Raw genomic sequence first — 17,966 nt, 5'->3', positions numbered from 1 at the left:
AGCTGATAGTTTAATAAAGAATAAGATGAAAGAGAATAAATCCGCTTCTTTGTTTCCGAAGGAGCTTGTTATAGAAAGCATGAAGCAGTCGTTCGCTAAATTAGACCCGCGGACGATGTTTCGTAACCCGATCATGTTTATCGTTGAGATAGTAACGTTTGTCATGCTGGTCGTTACCATCTGGGCTGCTGCTACGGGAGCAGAAAACCAGGGGACATTCGGGTATAACTTATTTGTTTTTGTTGTGTTGTTTCTCACCCTGCTCTTTGCCAACTTTGCCGAAGCGATCGCGGAGGCACGCGGCAAAGCCCAGGCGGACAGCTTGCGTAAGACGCGGGAAGAGACGCCGGCCAAACTGGTTATCTCAAACGGCTCTGTCTCTGTGGTGAGCAGTTCCAAGTTGAAGAAAGGGGATATCTTTATTTGTGAAGCAGGCGACACGATCCCGTCGGACGGTGAAATAATCGAGGGTCTAGCCTCTATCGACGAAAGTGCGATCACTGGTGAATCTGCTCCGGTAATCCGTGAAGCCGGGGGCGATAAAAGTTCCGTAACGGGTGGTACGAAAGTACTTTCCGACCAGATCAAAGTGATGGTGACTACCCAGCCGGGCGAGAGTTTCCTCGATAAGATGATCGCGCTGGTGGAAGGTGCTTCCCGGAAAAAGACGCCGAACGAGATTGCCCTGACGATCCTGCTGGCCGGCTTCACTTTGGTATTCGTGGTTGTTTGCGGCACATTGAAACCTCTTGCTGATTATTCGAATACGCAGATTACTATTGCTGCTTTCATTTCCCTGTTCGTCTGCCTGATCCCGACAACGATCGGTGGCCTGCTGTCGGCTATCGGTATTGCGGGAATGGATCGCGCGTTGCGTGCCAATGTCATTACCAAGTCCGGAAAGGCGGTGGAGACTGCCGGGGATATCGATACCTTATTATTAGATAAAACGGGAACCATTACGATCGGTAACCGCAAAGCGACACAGTTCTATCCGGTAGCCGGTATCGACGAACAGGCATTCGTACAGGCTTGTTTGCTGGCTTCCCTTTCCGATGAAACGCCCGAAGGTAAATCGATTGTCGAACTGGGACGTGAGAAAGGTATCCGCATCCGCGACCTGAGCACTTCCGGCTCCAAGATGATCAAGTTCACGGCAGAAACCAAATGTTCGGGTGTCGACCTTAAAGATGGTGTCCGTATCCGTAAAGGTGCTTTCGACGCAATCCGCAGGATGAGTGAAGCGGCCGGAAATAAATATCCGCAGGAAGTGGCCGAACTTGTACAGAAAATTACGAGCAACGGCGGTACTCCGCTGGTCGTTTCGCAGGATGACTATATTATCGGTGTGATCGAATTGCAGGATATTATCAAACCCGGCATCCAGGAACGTTTTGAACGTTTGCGCAAAATGGGAGTAAAGACGGTAATGGTTACCGGAGATAACCCTTTGACGGCAAAATATATCGCTGAAAAGGCGGGTGTAGACGATTATATCGCCGAAGCCAAGCCCGAAGATAAGATGAATTATATCAAGAAAGAGCAGGAAAGCGGTAAGCTGGTCGCCATGATGGGTGACGGTACGAACGATGCTCCGGCACTGGCACAGGCAAACGTCGGGGTAGCCATGAACAGCGGTACGCAGGCGGCAAAAGAAGCCGGCAATATGGTGGATCTCGACAACGACCCGACCAAATTGATCGAGATCGTGGAGATCGGTAAGCAGTTGCTGATGACACGCGGTACATTGACTACTTTCAGTATTGCGAACGATGTGGCCAAATATTTCGCTATTGTCCCGGCCTTATTCATGGTGGCTATTCCCCAGTTGGGAGCACTGAATGTCATGCACCTGCATAGTCCGGAAAGTGCGATCCTGAGTGCGATCATCTTCAATGCGATCATCATCCCGATCCTGATCCCGCTCGCTTTGAAAGGGGTTGCTTATAAGCCGATCGGGGCTTCAGCCTTGCTACGCCGTAACTTATTGATATACGGTGTAGGTGGTGTAGTTGCACCGTTCGTTGGAATAAAATTAATTGATATGGTTGTCAGCCTGTTTATGTAATCAACAACAAAAAAATTAAAGATCATGATATCGAACTTAATAAAGTCATTAAAACTTACAATAGCCTTCTGTGTGCTGTTCAGTGTCTGTTACATATTTATATTGTGGGCGTTTGCCCGGGTTACTACTCCCAACAATGGTAATGCTGAAGTCGTGGAGTTGAACGGGAAGGTGGTAGGAGCTGCGAATGTAGGCCAGTCCTTCACCCAGGATATTTATTTCTGGGGACGCCCTTCCTGCGCGGGTGACGGCTACGACGCAACGAGTTCAGCCGGAAGCAATAAAGGCCCTTCCAATGAAGAATACCTGGCGGAGCTGGAAGCACGTATCGATACTTTCCTTGTACATCATCCGTATCTGAAACGCGCAGAAGTTCCTGCCGAGATCGTTACAGCCAGTGCTTCCGGCCTCGATCCGCACATCTCGCCCAAAGCGGCTTATGTACAGGTTCAGCGTGTGGCTGCTGCGCGCGGTGTTACTCCCGAACAGTTGATGGCGATTGTAAATGCCAACATTGAAGAACCTTTATTAGGGCTCTTCGGAACGGAGAAAGTGAATGTCTTAAAGTTGAATGTGGCTGTCGAAAAAGCCCTGGGTAAATAATGAATCTTTACAAAACAAATAAATAACAACATGAAATCAATATTGAAAAAGATGGCTGCCGTAGCAGTGATATTCTCTGTAACTTCTTTGTCTTCTTCTTCCATAATGCAGGCGCAGGTAGGAGAAAAAGATGTAAACTTTACCGTCCAGGGGGATCTGGTCAGTTCATATGTCTGGCGTGGAATGTACCAGACGAGTGCGAGCTTCCAACCGACCTTCGGGTTAAGCATCGCGGGCTTTTCGCTGACTGCCTGGGGATCGACCGACTTCACCGGAGTAAACGAAAACTCCGGCTTGGGTGCAAAGGAGATCGACCTGACTGCCGCGTATACTTTCGGAAACACCGGACTAACTTTGTCGGTCGCCGATTTATGGTGGGCAGGACAGGGAGCCGGGAAGTATTTTAATTTTAAAAGTCATGAAACTGCTCATCATTTTGAAGGTGCTATTGCTTATTCGTTGCCGGTAGCGAAATTTCCGTTATCAATTGCCTGGTACACTATGTTTGCCGGCATGGATAAGAATAGCCATGATGAGCAGGCTTATTCTACGTATGTGGAGTTGAACTATCCGTTCAATGTGAAAATGGTCGATCTGAATGTGACTTGCGGGTTTACTCCGTGGAATGCTCCGCAGTATCTGACGAATAGTTTTGCAGTAACGAATGTTGCGCTTAAAGGAACGACCGCAATAAAGTTCAGCGATTCATTTTCTTTGCCTATTTTTGCACAAGCCATTTGGAATCCTCGTCTCGAAGATGCCCATCTGGTTTTCGGATTCACATTGAAACCGTAATACAGAAAGACGGATGAACAGGGAACAGAGTGTACAGCACTTTCTCGACTTGCTGAAAAAGTCGCGCCGTGGTAACTTCAAGATCTACATCGGTATGATTGCCGGTGTAGGCAAATCGTACCGGATGCTTCAGGAGGCACACGAGCTGCTTCGTAGCGGCATCGACGTACAGATCGGTTATATAGAGACACATGGACGGGGCGAAACAGAGGCGTTGGTAGATGGGTTGCCCCAGATACCGCGCCGTAAGTCTTTTTATAAAGGAAAGGAAGTGGAGGAAATGGACTTGCAGGCAATTCTGAGCATTCACCCCGAAGTTGTTATCGTGGATGAGTTGGCGCATACCAATGTAGAAGGTAGCAAAAACGAAAAGCGATGGCAGGATGTGATGGATATTCTCGAAGCGGGTATCAGCGTGATTACCGCAGTGAATATCCAGCATCTTGAAGGGTTGAATGAGGAAGTGCAGGACATTGCCGGAATAGAGGTAAAAGAAAGGATACCGGATAGCGTATTGGAGCAGGCCGACGAAGTCGTGAATATCGACCTGACCGCCGATGAACTGGTGAAACGCCTGAAAGCCGGGAAGATATACCGTCCGGAGAAAGTGGAAACGGCCCTGAATAATTTCTTTAAGTCGGAAAACATTCTTCAGCTTCGCGAACTGGCCTTGAAGGAAGTGGCGTTGCGGGTGGAGAAGAAGGTGGAAAATTCGGTGCCGGTCAATACCGGGGTGCGGCATGAGAAATTCCTGGCTTGTATCAGCAGCAATGAACGTACTCCCCGGAAAGTGATACGGAAAGCTGCACGGTTGGCTACCCGTTATAATACAAAGTTCTTTGTCTTATATGTGCAGACGCCCCGGGAGAGTATCGACCGGATACCGTTGGCCAACCAGCGTTATCTGTCGAACCATTTCAAACTGGCTACCGAATTAGGAGGGGAGGTGATCCGGATACAGTCCGAATCGGTCACCGACAGTATCGTTCAGGTGTGCAAAGAGAAAATGATAACTACTCTTTGTATCGGAAAGCCTTCCTTTAGCATACGTTCCTTGTTGTTCTCGTCGTATCGCTACCGGAAATTGCTGAATAGTTTGTCGCAGTTGAATATTGATTTAATAATAATAGCGTAGTATGAATAAGTCAGTTAATCTGAAGATTAAAACAAAGCTTATCTCCGGGATAGGTTTGTTATTCGTTATGATCGTATTGTTGGGAGGCCTGGCGGTAAAGAACATCAATAATATGTCTGTCGATACCCAGAATATCCTGGCGGACAATTACAATTCACTTCTTTATTCCAGGAGGATGTTGAGCGCCCTCGAACGTATCAAGACAGACCCGGTAGCCCAGGCAGAGTTCGCTAAGAACCTGGAACTGCAAAAAAAGAATATCACGGAGGTAGACGAGAATCTGGCAACGACGCATCTGGCAGCCCAGTATGAAGCCATGCATAAGGAACTGAACGATACGACTATCCAACGTGTGCGCATGGCCCTGAACGATATCATGAGCCTGAATATGGCAACCATCTACCGTAAAAGCCAGATTGCCGAACATACGGCCGACCGTGCCTTGTTGTGGATATGTGTGATCGCCATCATCTGCATCCTGACGGCTTTTGCCTTCCTGATCCGTTTGCCCCGGTCGATCAATACGCCGATAAGGAAACTGACGGATGGCATCATGGAGATAGCCAACCATAATTATGAGAAGCGGCTCGACCTGGGTAAGTACCAGGAGTTCTCGGAAGTTGCGAATTCTTTTAACCGGATGGCCGAACGCCTGACCGAATATCGTAAAAGTACACTGGCAGATATCATCCAGGCTAAGAAATATATTGAAGCGATCGTGAACAGTATCACGGAGCCTATTATCGGTCTCGACGACAACCGCTCGATCCTCTTCGCCAACGACGAAGCACTTACGATCCTGAATCTGAAACGTGACATCGTGATCGGTAAATCCGCCGCCGAACTGGCCTTGAAGAACGACCTGCTCCGTCGCCTTGTCCGCGAGCTGATCCAGCCGGACGAGAAAAAGGAACCGTTGAAGATATATGCCGATAACAAGGAAAGCTATTTCCAGGCAAAATACATCCCGATCCGTGTGACCGACGAGAACGGAAAAGAAAACCAGTATGTAGGAGACGTGATCCTGTTGAAGAACATTACGGAATTTAAGGAACTGGACTCTGCCAAGACGACATTTATCTCTACAATCTCCCACGAACTTAAGACTCCTATCTCTGCCATTATGATGAGCTTGAAGCTATTGGAAGATAAACGGGTTGGAGAAATGAATGACGAACAGTTGGCCTTATCCCAAAGTATCAAAGACAGCAGTACACGTTTATTGGAGATAACCGGCGAACTGCTTAAAATGACGCAGGTGGAAACGGGTAAGCTGCAACTGAACCCGAAAATTACCAAACCGATAGAATTGATCGACTATGCGATCAAGGCTAACCGTGTGCAGGCGGAACGCTTCGGCTGCCATATAGAAGTGGAGTATCCGGAAAAAATCTCGAAGCTGTTTGTCGACAGTGAGAAAATAGCCTGGGTATTGACGAACCTGCTATCGAATGCCATCCACTACACACCGGAGAACGGACGTATCATCATCGGTGCCCGTCAAATAGATAAGACCGTCGAGATCTTTGTACAGGACTTTGGGAAAGGTATCGATCCGCGTTATCACCAGAGTATTTTCGACCGTTACTTCCGTGTTCCGGGTACGAAGGTACAAGGCAGTGGCCTCGGACTGGCAATCAGCAAGGACTTCATCGAGGCCCACGGCGGCACCATCCATGTAGACAGTGAGATCGGCAAAGGAAGCACATTTGTAATCAGGTTTAACGTGTAAAAGAGAAGTGACCGGAACTATCTTTTTCTTATAAGACGAAAAAATGCCAGTACCGGCTGCTTAGTTAAGCAGTTGATACCGGCATTTATCTTTTGTTTATTTACTTTTTATCTTTCAGCAAATCGCGTATCTCCGTCAATAACTGAATGTCAGCAGGAGGAGCAGGGGGCGCAGCCGGAGCTTCTTCTGTCTTCTTTTTATTCAGGGCATTCATCCCTTTGACCATCATAAAGATTGCAAAAGCAATGATGATGAAGTCGAAAGTGACCTGGATAAAGTTCCCGTAGTTGATCGTTACGGCAGGAGTGATCACTTTGTCTCCTTCCATCACTGCGTGCTTCAGCACAATTTTCAGGTCGGTGAAGTTTACACCGCCAACCAGTACTCCAACGGCAGGCATGATGATATCTGCAACAACTGAAGATACGATCTTTCCGAAAGCACCACCGATAATGATACCGACAGCCATGTCGACGACGTTGCCGCGCATGGCAAACTGTTTAAATTCTTGTAAAAATTTCCCCATATATATTCGCCTTTTTTATGTTATAACCGTAATGGTTTGAATTTGGTTGCGAATATACAATATTTTGTTAAAAAAATCAGGCAAGAATTAGCTTTTCTATATCTTCATCCGGTGTGCTGATTGTCCCGATCCCGAAGTTTTCAACCAATACCTGTGCGATATTCGGTGAAAGGAATGCCGGAAGTGTCGGCCCCAGGTGGATGTTCTTAACCCCCAGACTCAGCAGGGCCAACAGTACAATGACGGCCTTCTGTTCATACCATGCGATATTGTAAACGATCGGCAACTGATTGATATCTTCCAACCCGAAGGCTTCCTGCAATTTCATGGCGATAACAGCCAGTGAGTAACTGTCGTTGCATTGTCCGGCATCCAGTACGCGGGGAATGCCGCCTATGTCGCCGAGCGGCAGTTTGTTATAACGGTATTTGGCACAACCGGCAGTCAGGATCACGCAATCGGATGGCAATTCGCTGGCGAACTCGGTATAGTAGTTACGGCTTTTCATTCTTCCGTCGCATCCGGCCATGACGACAAATTTACGGATAGCTCCGCTTTTTACGGCATCGATCACTTTATCGGCCAGAGCCATGACCTGATTGTGAGCGAATCCCCCGGTGATCTGTCCGTGTTCAATTTCCGTCGGAGCCGCACAACGTTTGGCATGTTCAATGATTTCAGAAAAGTCTTTTGTCTTACCGTCTTCTCTCGATGGAATATGTTTCCATCCCGGAAAACCGGTCGAGTTGGTTGTATAAACACGATCCCGGTAAGAAGCTCCTTCCAGTGGCGGGACGATACAGTTTGTCGTGAACAGGATGGGGCCGTTGAAGCTCTCGAACTCTTCCCGTTGCTGCCACCAGGCATTTCCGTAGTTACCGACAAAATGTTTGTACTTCTTGAATGCCGGATAATAGTTTGCCGGCAGCATCTCGCTATGCGTATATACATCGACGCCTGTCCCTTCCGTCTGTGCAAGCAGCTCTTCCATATCTTTCAGGTCATGACCGCTGATCAGGATCGCCGGATTATTACGTACTCCGATATTAACCTGTGTGATTTCCGGATTACCATAGCTGCTCGTATTTGCTTTATCCAGCAATGCCATTGCCTTGACACCCTGACTTCCGGTTTCCAGAACTAAGGCCGTTAGTTGTTCGGCAGAAAGGTCTTTCCGTAAGGTTTCGGCCAGCGCATACTGGATGAACTGATGCAGACCTTCCTCTTCGAATCCCAGGTTTCCGGCATGTTCGACATAAGCTGCCATTCCCTTCAATCCATAGATGATCAGTTCTTTCAAAGAACGGATATCGGGATTGGCCTCACGAAGTACACCGACCGTCAGCGCCTTTCCTTCAAAAGAACTTTCATCCCCTTTCCAGACCAGTTCATCGATAACCGGTAACTGAATACCATGTCTGCCGGCCTCTTCTTTTAGTTGATCTCTCAATTGCAAACCGTTGACAATCCGTTTAGTAATACTTTCTATATCGAAGTTTGCATTTGTAATAGTAGAGAAAAGAGCATCGACAACGAAATGATCGACATGCGCGGAAACTTCTATTCCCGCATTCCGTAGCCGGGTAGCTACAACGGATACGCCTTTGGTAACGAACAAGAGTAAGTCCATGCGGTTGGCGGTTTCATCATCTTTTCCGCAAACGCCCTTGATTGTACAACCTGTACCTTTCGCAGCTTCCTGACACTGAAAACAAAACATTTTAGCTTCCATACTTTATCTTTATTTATTGGTTTATTGTTTCTGGATACAAAAGTAGGAGAGCCTGGTTTCTTATATTGTACCAAATGTTACAAACGTGAATATATTTTTAGATAAATACGGTTGTACTTTTATTTGTATACAAGGAGGGATACATGTTTCAGCACTATGTCATTTTATCTATATGTTTACAAATCTGTTTCATCATAGTGAAACACTTGTTTCACCTGGGAGAAACAGTTGTTTCACTATGATGAAACAGTATCAATGATACTGCTTTCGTAAAAGCATATGGAGGTTGTTTATATGCACTACAGCGAATGTGTACTGCCAACAGTATCGGTAACAATTTACCTTTGCAGGAAAATAAGGTTTCTTCCATATCTTTTGTTATATTTGCCTGTATATATAATTGAATATGATTGCAATACTTTCTGAATCCGTACTGTTTAAAAATATCTCTGATAAAGAGATTGCCGATTTGCTGGAAACTGCAGCCTATCGGGAGGCTGCTTACCAGGCAAAGGATGTCGTAGCCCTTCAGGGAGCACCCTGCAATCACCTGATGATTGTCCTTAGTGGACTCTTGCAGGGGCAAATGGTGAATGACGCAGGCAAACTCGTTGTTATAGAAGAATTGCAGGCTTCTCAATTGCTGGCGCCGGCTTTCTTGTATGCACCGAAAAACAATCTTCCGGTAAATATTATAGCGATGGAAACGTCAGAGATTTTATTTATCCACCGGGATGATTTTACGCACTGGATGCAACTGAACAAACAACTTCTTCAAAACTTTCTGATGCTCATATCCGGAAGGAGTCATTTCCTGAGTGATAAGATCATGTTTTTGTCTCTGAAGAATATAAAGAATAAGATTGCAGATTATTTGCTGCGTAAATTATCGGATACCTCACCGGATGTAATTCATTTGACTGAAACGCAGCAGGAAATAGCAGACTCGTTTGGTGTTACCCGTCCTTCACTGGCGCGTGCATTGGCAGAGATGGAGCAGGAGGGGATTATTGCTATAGACAGGAAAGTGATAAAAGTTTGTAATATGCAGCTTTTGAGACAGATGGGACAATAAAGAATCCAATTGTAAGAGATTTGCCAGCCAATATACTTAATAAGGATTAAAAGAAATTAATCCATCAGTCCAATATACCGACTTCGGTCGGCTTTTAATTATCTTTGTAACTGAATTTTAGAATAGCGCCACAAATCGACCACTTATAGTATCAAAACCAATAGTTTTCTGTTTAATTTTATAATATCAGTCAAAGTAGAACTTTATTTAATTACATGATGAAAAAGGATTTATTTATTAGGATACTAATTCTATGGGGATTATTAACTGGATTTACAGAGATACATGCAACCGGAGATGTGACGGGACCAGATATGTCCAGTGATATTGTCTATACACTTCCAATAGAGAAAGTGACTCCGATTTATGGCAGTCGCTATAATGGTACAATTAATAGTTTTAATATTAATGACAATTGGGGAGGAAAGACAACACCTTCATTTGCGCTGACTGAAGATGACTTTAATCTTATTAAATTATCGAATTTCGATTACCATCCATTGACTTTTTATGGTTCACCAGCCGACTTATCGACGGCAGCATACATAAATATAGATGCATTCTTTAGTAGGGATGTCAGTACTGTTGGAATAAAATTATATCCGTCAGGTGATACTGATTATGAGTTTACCAGTAATAAAACATATAAAAAGGGAAAATGGCATTCCATTCAAATCCCTTTAAATGAATTTATACGTGTGAAAGGAGATGAAGCACTCCAAAAAACTACTTCTATGCTATTAAGCGTACAAGGAGATGACGTGGGAGTTACTGCTTATCTTGACAATATCTATTTTTCTATGGAAGCTAATGAACCGATAGAAATACCGGCTGCTTCAACACCGGAACGTCCTTCCGCCAACGTTGTTAATTTCTATAGTACTCAATATGGAACAGATACTGATTTAGTGTTTTTAGATTGGGGAGGAAAATATACAGTTTCAAAAAAAAATGATAGTGAGGATAATGAATTGCTTAAATTCTCCAGGTTTAATTGGGGGGCAATTCAGTATGACCTCAATAATCAGGTACTGGAAATTGGGAATAACAATAGATTCCGTTTAAATGTGTATTCGGAAAATGCCCTTCCGGCTTTTAAAGTAATATTGATGCTTTATGATAATAGAATAGGCAATGCCCAAAATATCGAATTTGAAACACAGGCATCTAATCTGGCTGCCAATGAATGGCATACTATTGATGTTGATATCACTGATTTCCTGGAAAAAACAGAACGTAAAATAAGTACAATTCAAATCCATACCGGTAGCAGTAATAATACGATCTATCTGAATCATATCTATTTTTATAATGATAAAGATATCACACCTGTAGAAAGTGCCCCAGAAAATATGGCCTATCTTCCTCCCGTGCAATTAAATCCGGCGAATGTAATTTCTATATTTAGCGATTCTTATACAAACGGACTTTCGACTGGCTATCCCGAAGTTGTTGATAAGGGGCAAACCACTGTAGAAGCAATTGTCCGGCGGGGTAATAATTTCTTTTATCAGTTAACGGAAACAGATCAGTTTCCTTTAGACCTGGGAAACGTCGATCTTTCAGGAATGGATTCTTTGCATATCGATATCTATTCGCCGGATGCAACATCTTTGAGTATTACTCTTGATGGCGGGAATAAACATTCTATTCCTGTAACGCTTATTCCGGGAGAATGGAACCGTATAAATTTTGCATTATCTGAGTTTGCAGATGTGTCTTTGGATGATGTTGATTATTTGTCTCTTGAAGATGGAAATGGGAAAACATTCTTTATTGATAATATTTATTTCTTCAGGAAAAAGGAGCTATTCACTCCTACTCCGATTGAGTATTTGAATAAGAAGTTGGGAAAAGGGATAAATTTTGGAAATATCTATGACCAATCAAATCTGGAATGGAATGATGCTTACATTGCGATGGTAAAAGAGAAAGGATTCACGCATGTTCGTTTGCCTATCCGTTGGGATAATGACGGAAGAAGTTTGAATGAAGAGCCTTATAATATAGATGAAGCATTTATGCTGAAAATGAAAACAGTCATAGATAAGATTCTTGCCGCCGATTTAAAGCTTGTAATCAACATGCATCATTATAATCCTTTAATGGAATTATCGGGAGAAGAACAGACGAAAGAAATGGAACGTTTCCTTGTTTTGTGGGCGCAAATTGCTGAATACTTCCAAAATTATCCGGAAGATTTAGTCTTTGAAATACTTAATGAACCCAGAGATAATATGACGGTTGCGCTATGGAACGAATTATTGGAAAAAGCTATAAATACCATACGGGTAACGAATCCGAATCGCGCCATAATGGTTGGTACGACGGATTGGGGAACGGTTTATGGATTGGAGGGATTGAAACTTCCTCAGGATAACCATCTTATTTTGACAGTTCATTATTATAATCCAATGCCGTTTACCCATCAGGGGGCTGAGTGGTCCGGTAATCCTCCGATTGGATATAAGTGGTATGACTCACAGAGTGATAGGGATGCTGTAATAAATGAATTTAATCTCATCCGAGATTTTTCTGCGGCTAACAATAATATACCCGTCCATATCGGCGAGTTTGGTACTTATGACAGAGCGGACATAGATTCGCGCCTGCTCTGGACTACCTTTGTCACACGTACGATTGAGCAGTATGGTTACAGTTATGCCTATTGGGATTTTGGAACTGACTTTGGAATTTATGACGTTGCTACCGGACAATTCCGTCAGCATTTATTGGATGCTTTATTTACAAATAAGATTCCGGAAAAGCCAATGGACTTCCATATTGTTGGAAGCGAAACCGTCTACGACAGCAATATTAATAAAGGTAGCAACTGGAACACTGTCTCAACAGATTGTTGGACTAACTCTTGGGATAATGGTGTGATGACAGTTTCTATTACTAACGAAAGGGTAAATGCATGGGATGTTCAACCTTTTTTAATTACCGGCATTGAAGAGGGAGCAATATATACTGTTACATTTACTGTCAGTGGAGATACTGAAGGTTACACTTTTTCAAATTATATCGGGAAAAGTGGTGCCGATTATATTCCCTATGGACCCAATATCTCATTCTCTCCCAAACTGCAGGAGGAAACATATTCTTATACTTTTACAATGTTGAGGGAGACGGATAATGAAGCACGTTTTACTTTAGATATGGGAGGTCAGGGAAAAGGTCATTTTACATTTAAAAATATCTCTATAACGAAAGGTTTTCTAGCAATTAGTTCTGCTACTATCCCTAAAATGAGTGAGCCGGATGTATCTACTGTCTTTAGTTCGTTCTATAATAACGGTCTGTCGACAGTAACATTTCCTTCAATGGGAGGGACAATTAAGGGGGAAGAAAAAGATGTGAAAGAAAATGAGATTATTAAGCTGGATAATTTTGATAAACAAGATGTCACGCTGGGAACATCACTTGTGCTGAATGATAAAGATCATCTTCACCTGGATGTTTATCCGCGAAGTGGATTGAAATTGGTTGTAACAGCGGGAAACGAAGGTACAGTACAAAAATATAGTTACACTTTAAAACCTCACACATGGAATGCGCTTGATATAGATTTAGCCGGGCTTCTGGCTAAAACAAAGGGAAAGATCGATAATATTAATCTATCCTGTGATCTCGGAGGGCGAACGCTGTATCTGGATCATATCTATTTTTATAAAAAAGATTCTGGCACAGATCCATCTGAACCGGAAGAGCCGCTTGCTCCTTCTGAAGCTGCTCCTGTTCCTACACAGGCTGCAAATAGAGTTGTTTCTATCTTTAGCGATACTTATGCCAATATCCCGTACTCTTTTGATAGTCAGGATGGACAAACAACAGAAGTTGACTATGTTCGGATAAATGGTAATAATACCTTGAGACTGACCAACACTAACATCTTGTTCATTAATTTGGATAATGTAAAAGTAGACCATATGGAGCAATTACATCTGGATGTGTGGACAGCAGAGACGGAAACATTTAATTTATACTTGTCAGACGGGAACTATGAGACACCGGCTATAAACATGTCAAGTAGGGGAGAGGAGTGGAAGTCATTTAATATACTTCTGTCGGATTATGAGAAGTATATAAATTTAGCGAATCTGTATTCTATCCGGATGGAGGCAAACAGGCAAAGTATTTACTATGTTGACAATTTATATTTTTATTCAACCCCGCCTACCGATAATTCTGTCATTCAACAGGGGAATGATATAACTTATAAAATTCAGGGTAATCAATTACTTCTAGAATCGCAAACTCCGCTTCAATCTGTAGTAGTCTTTGATGTTACCGGACGTATTAGCTCCAATATAAGGACGACTGCTGTTAATGTGACTATTGACCTGAATCAGTTGAATAGTGGAGTCCATTTCTTGCAGGTGGTTGACTCGGAAGGAAAAATGAAAACAATCAAATTTGTGAAGAGATAAACATACAATAAAAAATAAACCCACAACTTTCGTTAGAAAGGAGTGGGTTTACTTTTTAAGTAATTTATACCGGACCGGGTATTACTTATTTAAGAAAGAACTTTTCATTCTGGCGATATCTGTCAGATAATCCTGTAGATCCTGTTCATGTTCTTCTTCCATTGCCAGGATATGTTTGGCAATTTCGCAGGTTGTAAAGTCTTTGCCATCTGTAAATTCGGCGATTTGCTGGTATCTCACGATTGCACAACGTTCTGAAGCAACATTCTGGTTCAGCAGGCTGACAACATCAAAGTCATTTGGTACATCATATTTACATCTGGCCAGTTCGAACCATTGTTTAGGATCGAGAACAGGAACACCTTCCAGTTCGATGATACGGTCTGCCAGTAATTTAGCGTGGCCTAGTTCCTGTCCGGCATGTTCTTCAAATTCAGCCTGTACGTTTGCACGCATAGCGCCTTCTGCAACCAATGCTCCTACCCAATATTGATAGTATGCTAACCATTCTTCTGATAATGCAGCGTTAAGCTGTGATAGTAAACTTTCTACATCCAATTTTTTCTGTAGGATCTTAACACTTTCTTTTGCCATAACTGTAAAATTTAGTTTAGTATAATGCTCGTTTGTATTGTTCAAACAATGCTATTGAGCGTTTGTTCATACCGGAACTTGATACAGTTCAGATTTATTGTTTTTTCAATAATGTTAGCGATCAGTCGTCTAGTTCACCGAATTTACCGGTTCCCAGATCTATATAAGCCTGTTTTAATTCTGCTACATTGTTCATGACGAATGGGCCGTATGCTGCGATAGGTTCTTTGATAGGCTCGCCACTCAGTACAAGGACAGTTGCTTTGTTTACAGCCTGGATGGTGAATGTTTCTCCCTTGTTTTCGAATAAGGCGAAATAGTCGGTTGGAACCAATTCGTTGTTATTGATCTTTACGGAGCCTTCAACAACCAGGATTGCTGTGTTATAGTTTGCCGGAAATGAAAATTCTGTGCTTGCACCTTTATTTATTTTTGCATTGAACATATTTATCGGAGTAAAGGTGGATGCTATCCCGGTTGTATCCTGGTACTTGCCGGCAATCACCTCGATCAGTCCTGCATTATCTGGTAATTCAACTTTGGGGATCTGGCTGTTTACAATAGATTGATAGTTGGGATCCGCTTTTTTATCTTTGGCCGGAAGATTGATCCACAATTGTACGACATGGAATTCACCGCCTTTCTGACTGAAATTCTCTTCGTGATACTCCTTATGAAGTACTCCGGAGGCAGCTGTCATCCATTGGATATCACCCGGGCCGATTACACCACTGTTTCCTCTGCTGTCATGGTGGGCTACCTTTCCCTGATATACGATCGTGACAGTTTCAAACCCGCGGTGAGGATGTACTCCGACACCTCTTGGTTCTTTACGCGGTGAGAATTCCATTTTTGCATTATAATCCAAAAGGATGAAAGGATTCATACGTTCTCTGCTTAATTGTTCCAGATGTGGAATGAAATTATGTACCCTGAATCCGTCTCCAACCATATGGGGAGCAGGCGGAGCTATGATATTTTCGACTTTTTTTGTTGTCATATAATTATCTCCTTATTTTTTAGTAAAAACAAAAAAGGGAAGGGCTTTGTTGTATCTGCTGGCTTTTCCCATATAATAATGTATAGGGAAAGGTGCTTTTTCAGGTATTTGAGAGGTGATAGCGACTGAATTTAAAGGAGAGTCCCCCGTTTGGGTATTTGTTATTTTTTTTCACCCCGTAATCGTCAGTGCTTCAGAAAAGTAGTGTGTTTGGTGCGATTTTAAGTAAAAAATAATGCGAATAAAGTTTGGAGTGTATGTTGTAAAGCACTACTTTTGCATCCGCATTCGAGAGAGAACGGCACTGCAAAACATGATGAAAAAAACTTTTTAGAAAAACTTCCGAAAACATTTGGAAGTATGAAATAAAAGTCCTTACCTTTGCAGCCGCAATCGAAAAGAAAGCGAAAGTTCTTTGAAAGATTTACATATCAACAAGTAGTACAAGTATTAAAAATTAATACCGTCAAAACTTGAAATAATAACGGATTCTGAGCAAGACAAAACAATTTATACAACGAAGAGTTTGATCCTGGCTCAGGATGAACGCTAGCGACAGGCTTAACACATGCAAGTCGAGGGGCAGCACGGTGTAGCAATACATTGGTGGCGACCGGCGCACGGGTGAGTAACGCGTATGCAACCTACCTATCAGAGGGGGATAACCCGGCGAAAGTCGGACTAATACCGCATAAAACAGGGGTCCCGCATGGGAATATTTGTTAAAGATTAATTGCTGATAGATGGGCATGCGTTCCATTAGATAGTTGGTAAGGTAACGGCTTACCAAGTCTGCGATGGATAGGGGTTCTGAGAGGAAGGTCCCCCACACTGGTACTGAGACACGGACCAGACTCCTACGGGAGGCAGCAGTGAGGAATATTGGTCAATGGGCGAGAGCCTGAACCAGCCAAGTCGCGTGAAGGATGAAGGATCTATGGTTCGTAAACTTCTTTTATAAGGGAATAAAGTGCGGGACGTGTCCTGTTTTGTATGTACCTTATGAATAAGGATCGGCTAACTCCGTGCCAGCAGCCGCGGTAATACGGAGGATCCGAGCGTTATCCGGATTTATTGGGTTTAAAGGGTGCGTAGGTGGTTTATTAAGTCAGCGGTGAAAGTTTGTGGCTCAACCATAAAATTGCCGTTGAAACTGGTTAACTTGAGTATATTTGAGGTAGGCGGAATGCGTGGTGTAGCGGTGAAATGCATAGATATCACGCAGAACTCCAATTGCGAAGGCAGCTTACTAAACTATAACTGACACTGAAGCACGAAAGCGTGGGGATCAAACAGGATTAGATACCCTGGTAGTCCACGCAGTAAACGATGATTACTAGGAGTTTGCGATACACAGTAAGCTCTACAGCGAAAGCGTTAAGTAATCCACCTGGGGAGTACGCCGGCAACGGTGAAACTCAAAGGAATTGACGGGGGCCCGCACAAGCGGAGGAACATGTGGTTTAATTCGATGATACGCGAGGAACCTTACCCGGGTTTGAACGCATTTGGACAGTCCTTGAAAGAGGATCTCTAGCAATAGCCATTTGCGAGGTGCTGCATGGTTGTCGTCAGCTCGTGCCGTGAGGTGTCGGCTTAAGTGCCATAACGAGCGCAACCCTTATCTTTAGTTACTAACAGGTCATGCTGAGGACTCTAAAGAGACTGCCAGCGTAAGCTGTGAGGAAGGTGGGGATGACGTCAAATCAGCACGGCCCTTACATCCGGGGCGACACACGTGTTACAATGGTGGGGACAAAGGGCAGCTACACAGCGATGTGATGCTAATCTCCAAACCCCATCTCAGTTCGGATCGAAGTCTGCAACCCGACTTCGTGAAGCTGGATTCGCTAGTAATCGCGCATCAGCCATGGCGCGGTGAATACGTTCCCGGGCCTTGTACACACCGCCCGTCAAGCCATGGGAGTTGGGGGTACCTAAAGTCCGTAACCGCAAGGATCGGCCTAGGGTAAAACCGATGACTGGGGCTAAGTCGTAACAAGGTAGCCGTACCGGAAGGTGCGGCTGGAACACCTCCTTTCTGGAGCGAAGAGTTCGTTATCAAGTTGGCTAAAAGGTATTAGTTAACTTGTACTACGGTTGAATATGTATTTATATATGATCTTATAAACTGGATACCCAGTAGAGAAAGATGAAGCTGAAGGAAATCCGGCAGTTTCAGGAGATTAAGATAAGCCAGTCCTATAGCTCAGTTGGTTAGAGCGCTACACTGATAATGTAGAGGTCGGCAGTTCAACTCTGCCTGGGACTAC

General features: G+C 43.7%; 11 protein-coding genes, 1 tRNA gene and 1 rRNA gene. 9 read left to right on the top strand and 4 right to left on the bottom strand.

The features are described 5' to 3' along the window. Positions 1-25 precede the first annotated feature (25 nt). The 5 genes from kdpB to HMPREF1212_RS16415 all read left to right on the top strand — a co-directional run bounded on the left by kdpB (position 26) and on the right by HMPREF1212_RS16415 (position 6,333). The gene (gene kdpB / locus HMPREF1212_RS16435) at positions 26-2,068 is read left to right on the top strand and encodes a potassium-transporting ATPase subunit KdpB (RefSeq protein WP_046150062.1); all 2,043 of its coding nucleotides are present in this window, start codon (positions 26-28) and stop codon (positions 2,066-2,068) included. A 27-nt stretch (positions 2,069-2,095) separates the two neighbouring features. Beyond that, positions 2,096-2,671, top strand: coding sequence for a K(+)-transporting ATPase subunit C (locus tag HMPREF1212_RS16430; protein WP_198293285.1), 576 nt, complete (start codon positions 2,096-2,098; stop codon positions 2,669-2,671). Between the two features lie 105 nt (positions 2,672-2,776). Then, complete coding sequence (locus tag HMPREF1212_RS16425; RefSeq protein WP_232430152.1) at positions 2,777-3,466, top strand: hypothetical protein; 690 nt, start codon at positions 2,777-2,779, stop codon at positions 3,464-3,466. 13 nt (positions 3,467-3,479) lie between these two features. Then, positions 3,480-4,601, top strand: a complete 1,122-nt coding sequence (locus tag HMPREF1212_RS16420) for a sensor protein KdpD (RefSeq protein ID WP_046150059.1) — start codon at positions 3,480-3,482, stop codon at positions 4,599-4,601. Between the two features lies 1 nt (position 4,602). Next, positions 4,603-6,333, top strand: coding sequence for an ATP-binding protein (locus HMPREF1212_RS16415; RefSeq protein ID WP_046150058.1), 1,731 nt, complete (start codon positions 4,603-4,605; stop codon positions 6,331-6,333). A gap of 100 nt (positions 6,334-6,433) precedes the next feature. On the opposite strand, the gene mscL is transcribed toward HMPREF1212_RS16415, so the two are convergent. Next, positions 6,434-6,859, bottom strand: a complete 426-nt coding sequence (gene mscL, locus HMPREF1212_RS16410; RefSeq protein WP_028727813.1) for a large-conductance mechanosensitive channel protein MscL — start codon at positions 6,857-6,859, stop codon at positions 6,434-6,436. 76 nt (positions 6,860-6,935) lie between these two features. Next, a complete protein-coding gene (gene hcp, locus HMPREF1212_RS16405; protein ID WP_046150057.1) occupies positions 6,936-8,591 on the bottom strand; it encodes a hydroxylamine reductase in 1,656 nt (551 codons plus the stop codon). A 406-nt stretch (positions 8,592-8,997) separates the two neighbouring features. Here hcp and HMPREF1212_RS16400 point away from each other — a divergent pair, with 406 nt between their 5' ends. Then, positions 8,998-9,666 carry a Crp/Fnr family transcriptional regulator gene (locus HMPREF1212_RS16400; protein ID WP_046150056.1) on the top strand — a complete coding sequence of 223 codons (669 nt, stop codon included), beginning with the start codon at positions 8,998-9,000 and terminating at the stop codon, positions 9,664-9,666. A gap of 215 nt (positions 9,667-9,881) precedes the next feature. Continuing rightward, positions 9,882-14,099, top strand: coding sequence for a cellulase family glycosylhydrolase (locus HMPREF1212_RS26375; protein ID WP_082099903.1), 4,218 nt, complete (start codon positions 9,882-9,884; stop codon positions 14,097-14,099). Between the two features lie 81 nt (positions 14,100-14,180). On the opposite strand, the gene HMPREF1212_RS16390 is transcribed toward HMPREF1212_RS26375, so the two are convergent. Together HMPREF1212_RS16390 and HMPREF1212_RS16385 are read right to left on the bottom strand one after the other, a co-directional pair. Next, entirely contained in the window at positions 14,181-14,693 is a 513-nt protein-coding gene (locus HMPREF1212_RS16390) for a ferritin-like domain-containing protein (protein ID WP_046150055.1), read from the bottom strand. A gap of 121 nt (positions 14,694-14,814) precedes the next feature. Beyond that, positions 14,815-15,693, bottom strand: coding sequence for a pirin family protein (locus HMPREF1212_RS16385; RefSeq protein WP_028727808.1), 879 nt, complete (start codon positions 15,691-15,693; stop codon positions 14,815-14,817). Positions 15,694-16,207: 514 nt separating this feature from the next. Here HMPREF1212_RS16385 and HMPREF1212_RS16380 point away from each other — a divergent pair. Continuing rightward, positions 16,208-17,734: ribosomal RNA gene (locus tag HMPREF1212_RS16380) — 16S ribosomal RNA — on the top strand. Between the two features lie 157 nt (positions 17,735-17,891). After that, positions 17,892-17,965: transfer RNA gene (locus tag HMPREF1212_RS27210), tRNA-Ile, on the top strand. The last annotated feature ends 1 nt before the right edge of the window (position 17,966 follow it).

The organism is Parabacteroides sp. HGS0025 (genome assembly GCF_000969845.1).
Classification (GTDB): Bacteria; Bacteroidota; Bacteroidia; order Bacteroidales; family Tannerellaceae; genus Parabacteroides; species Parabacteroides gordonii.
The sequence above is the reverse complement of the archived record's forward strand: the minus strand, read 5'-3'. Positions and strand labels throughout refer to the sequence as shown.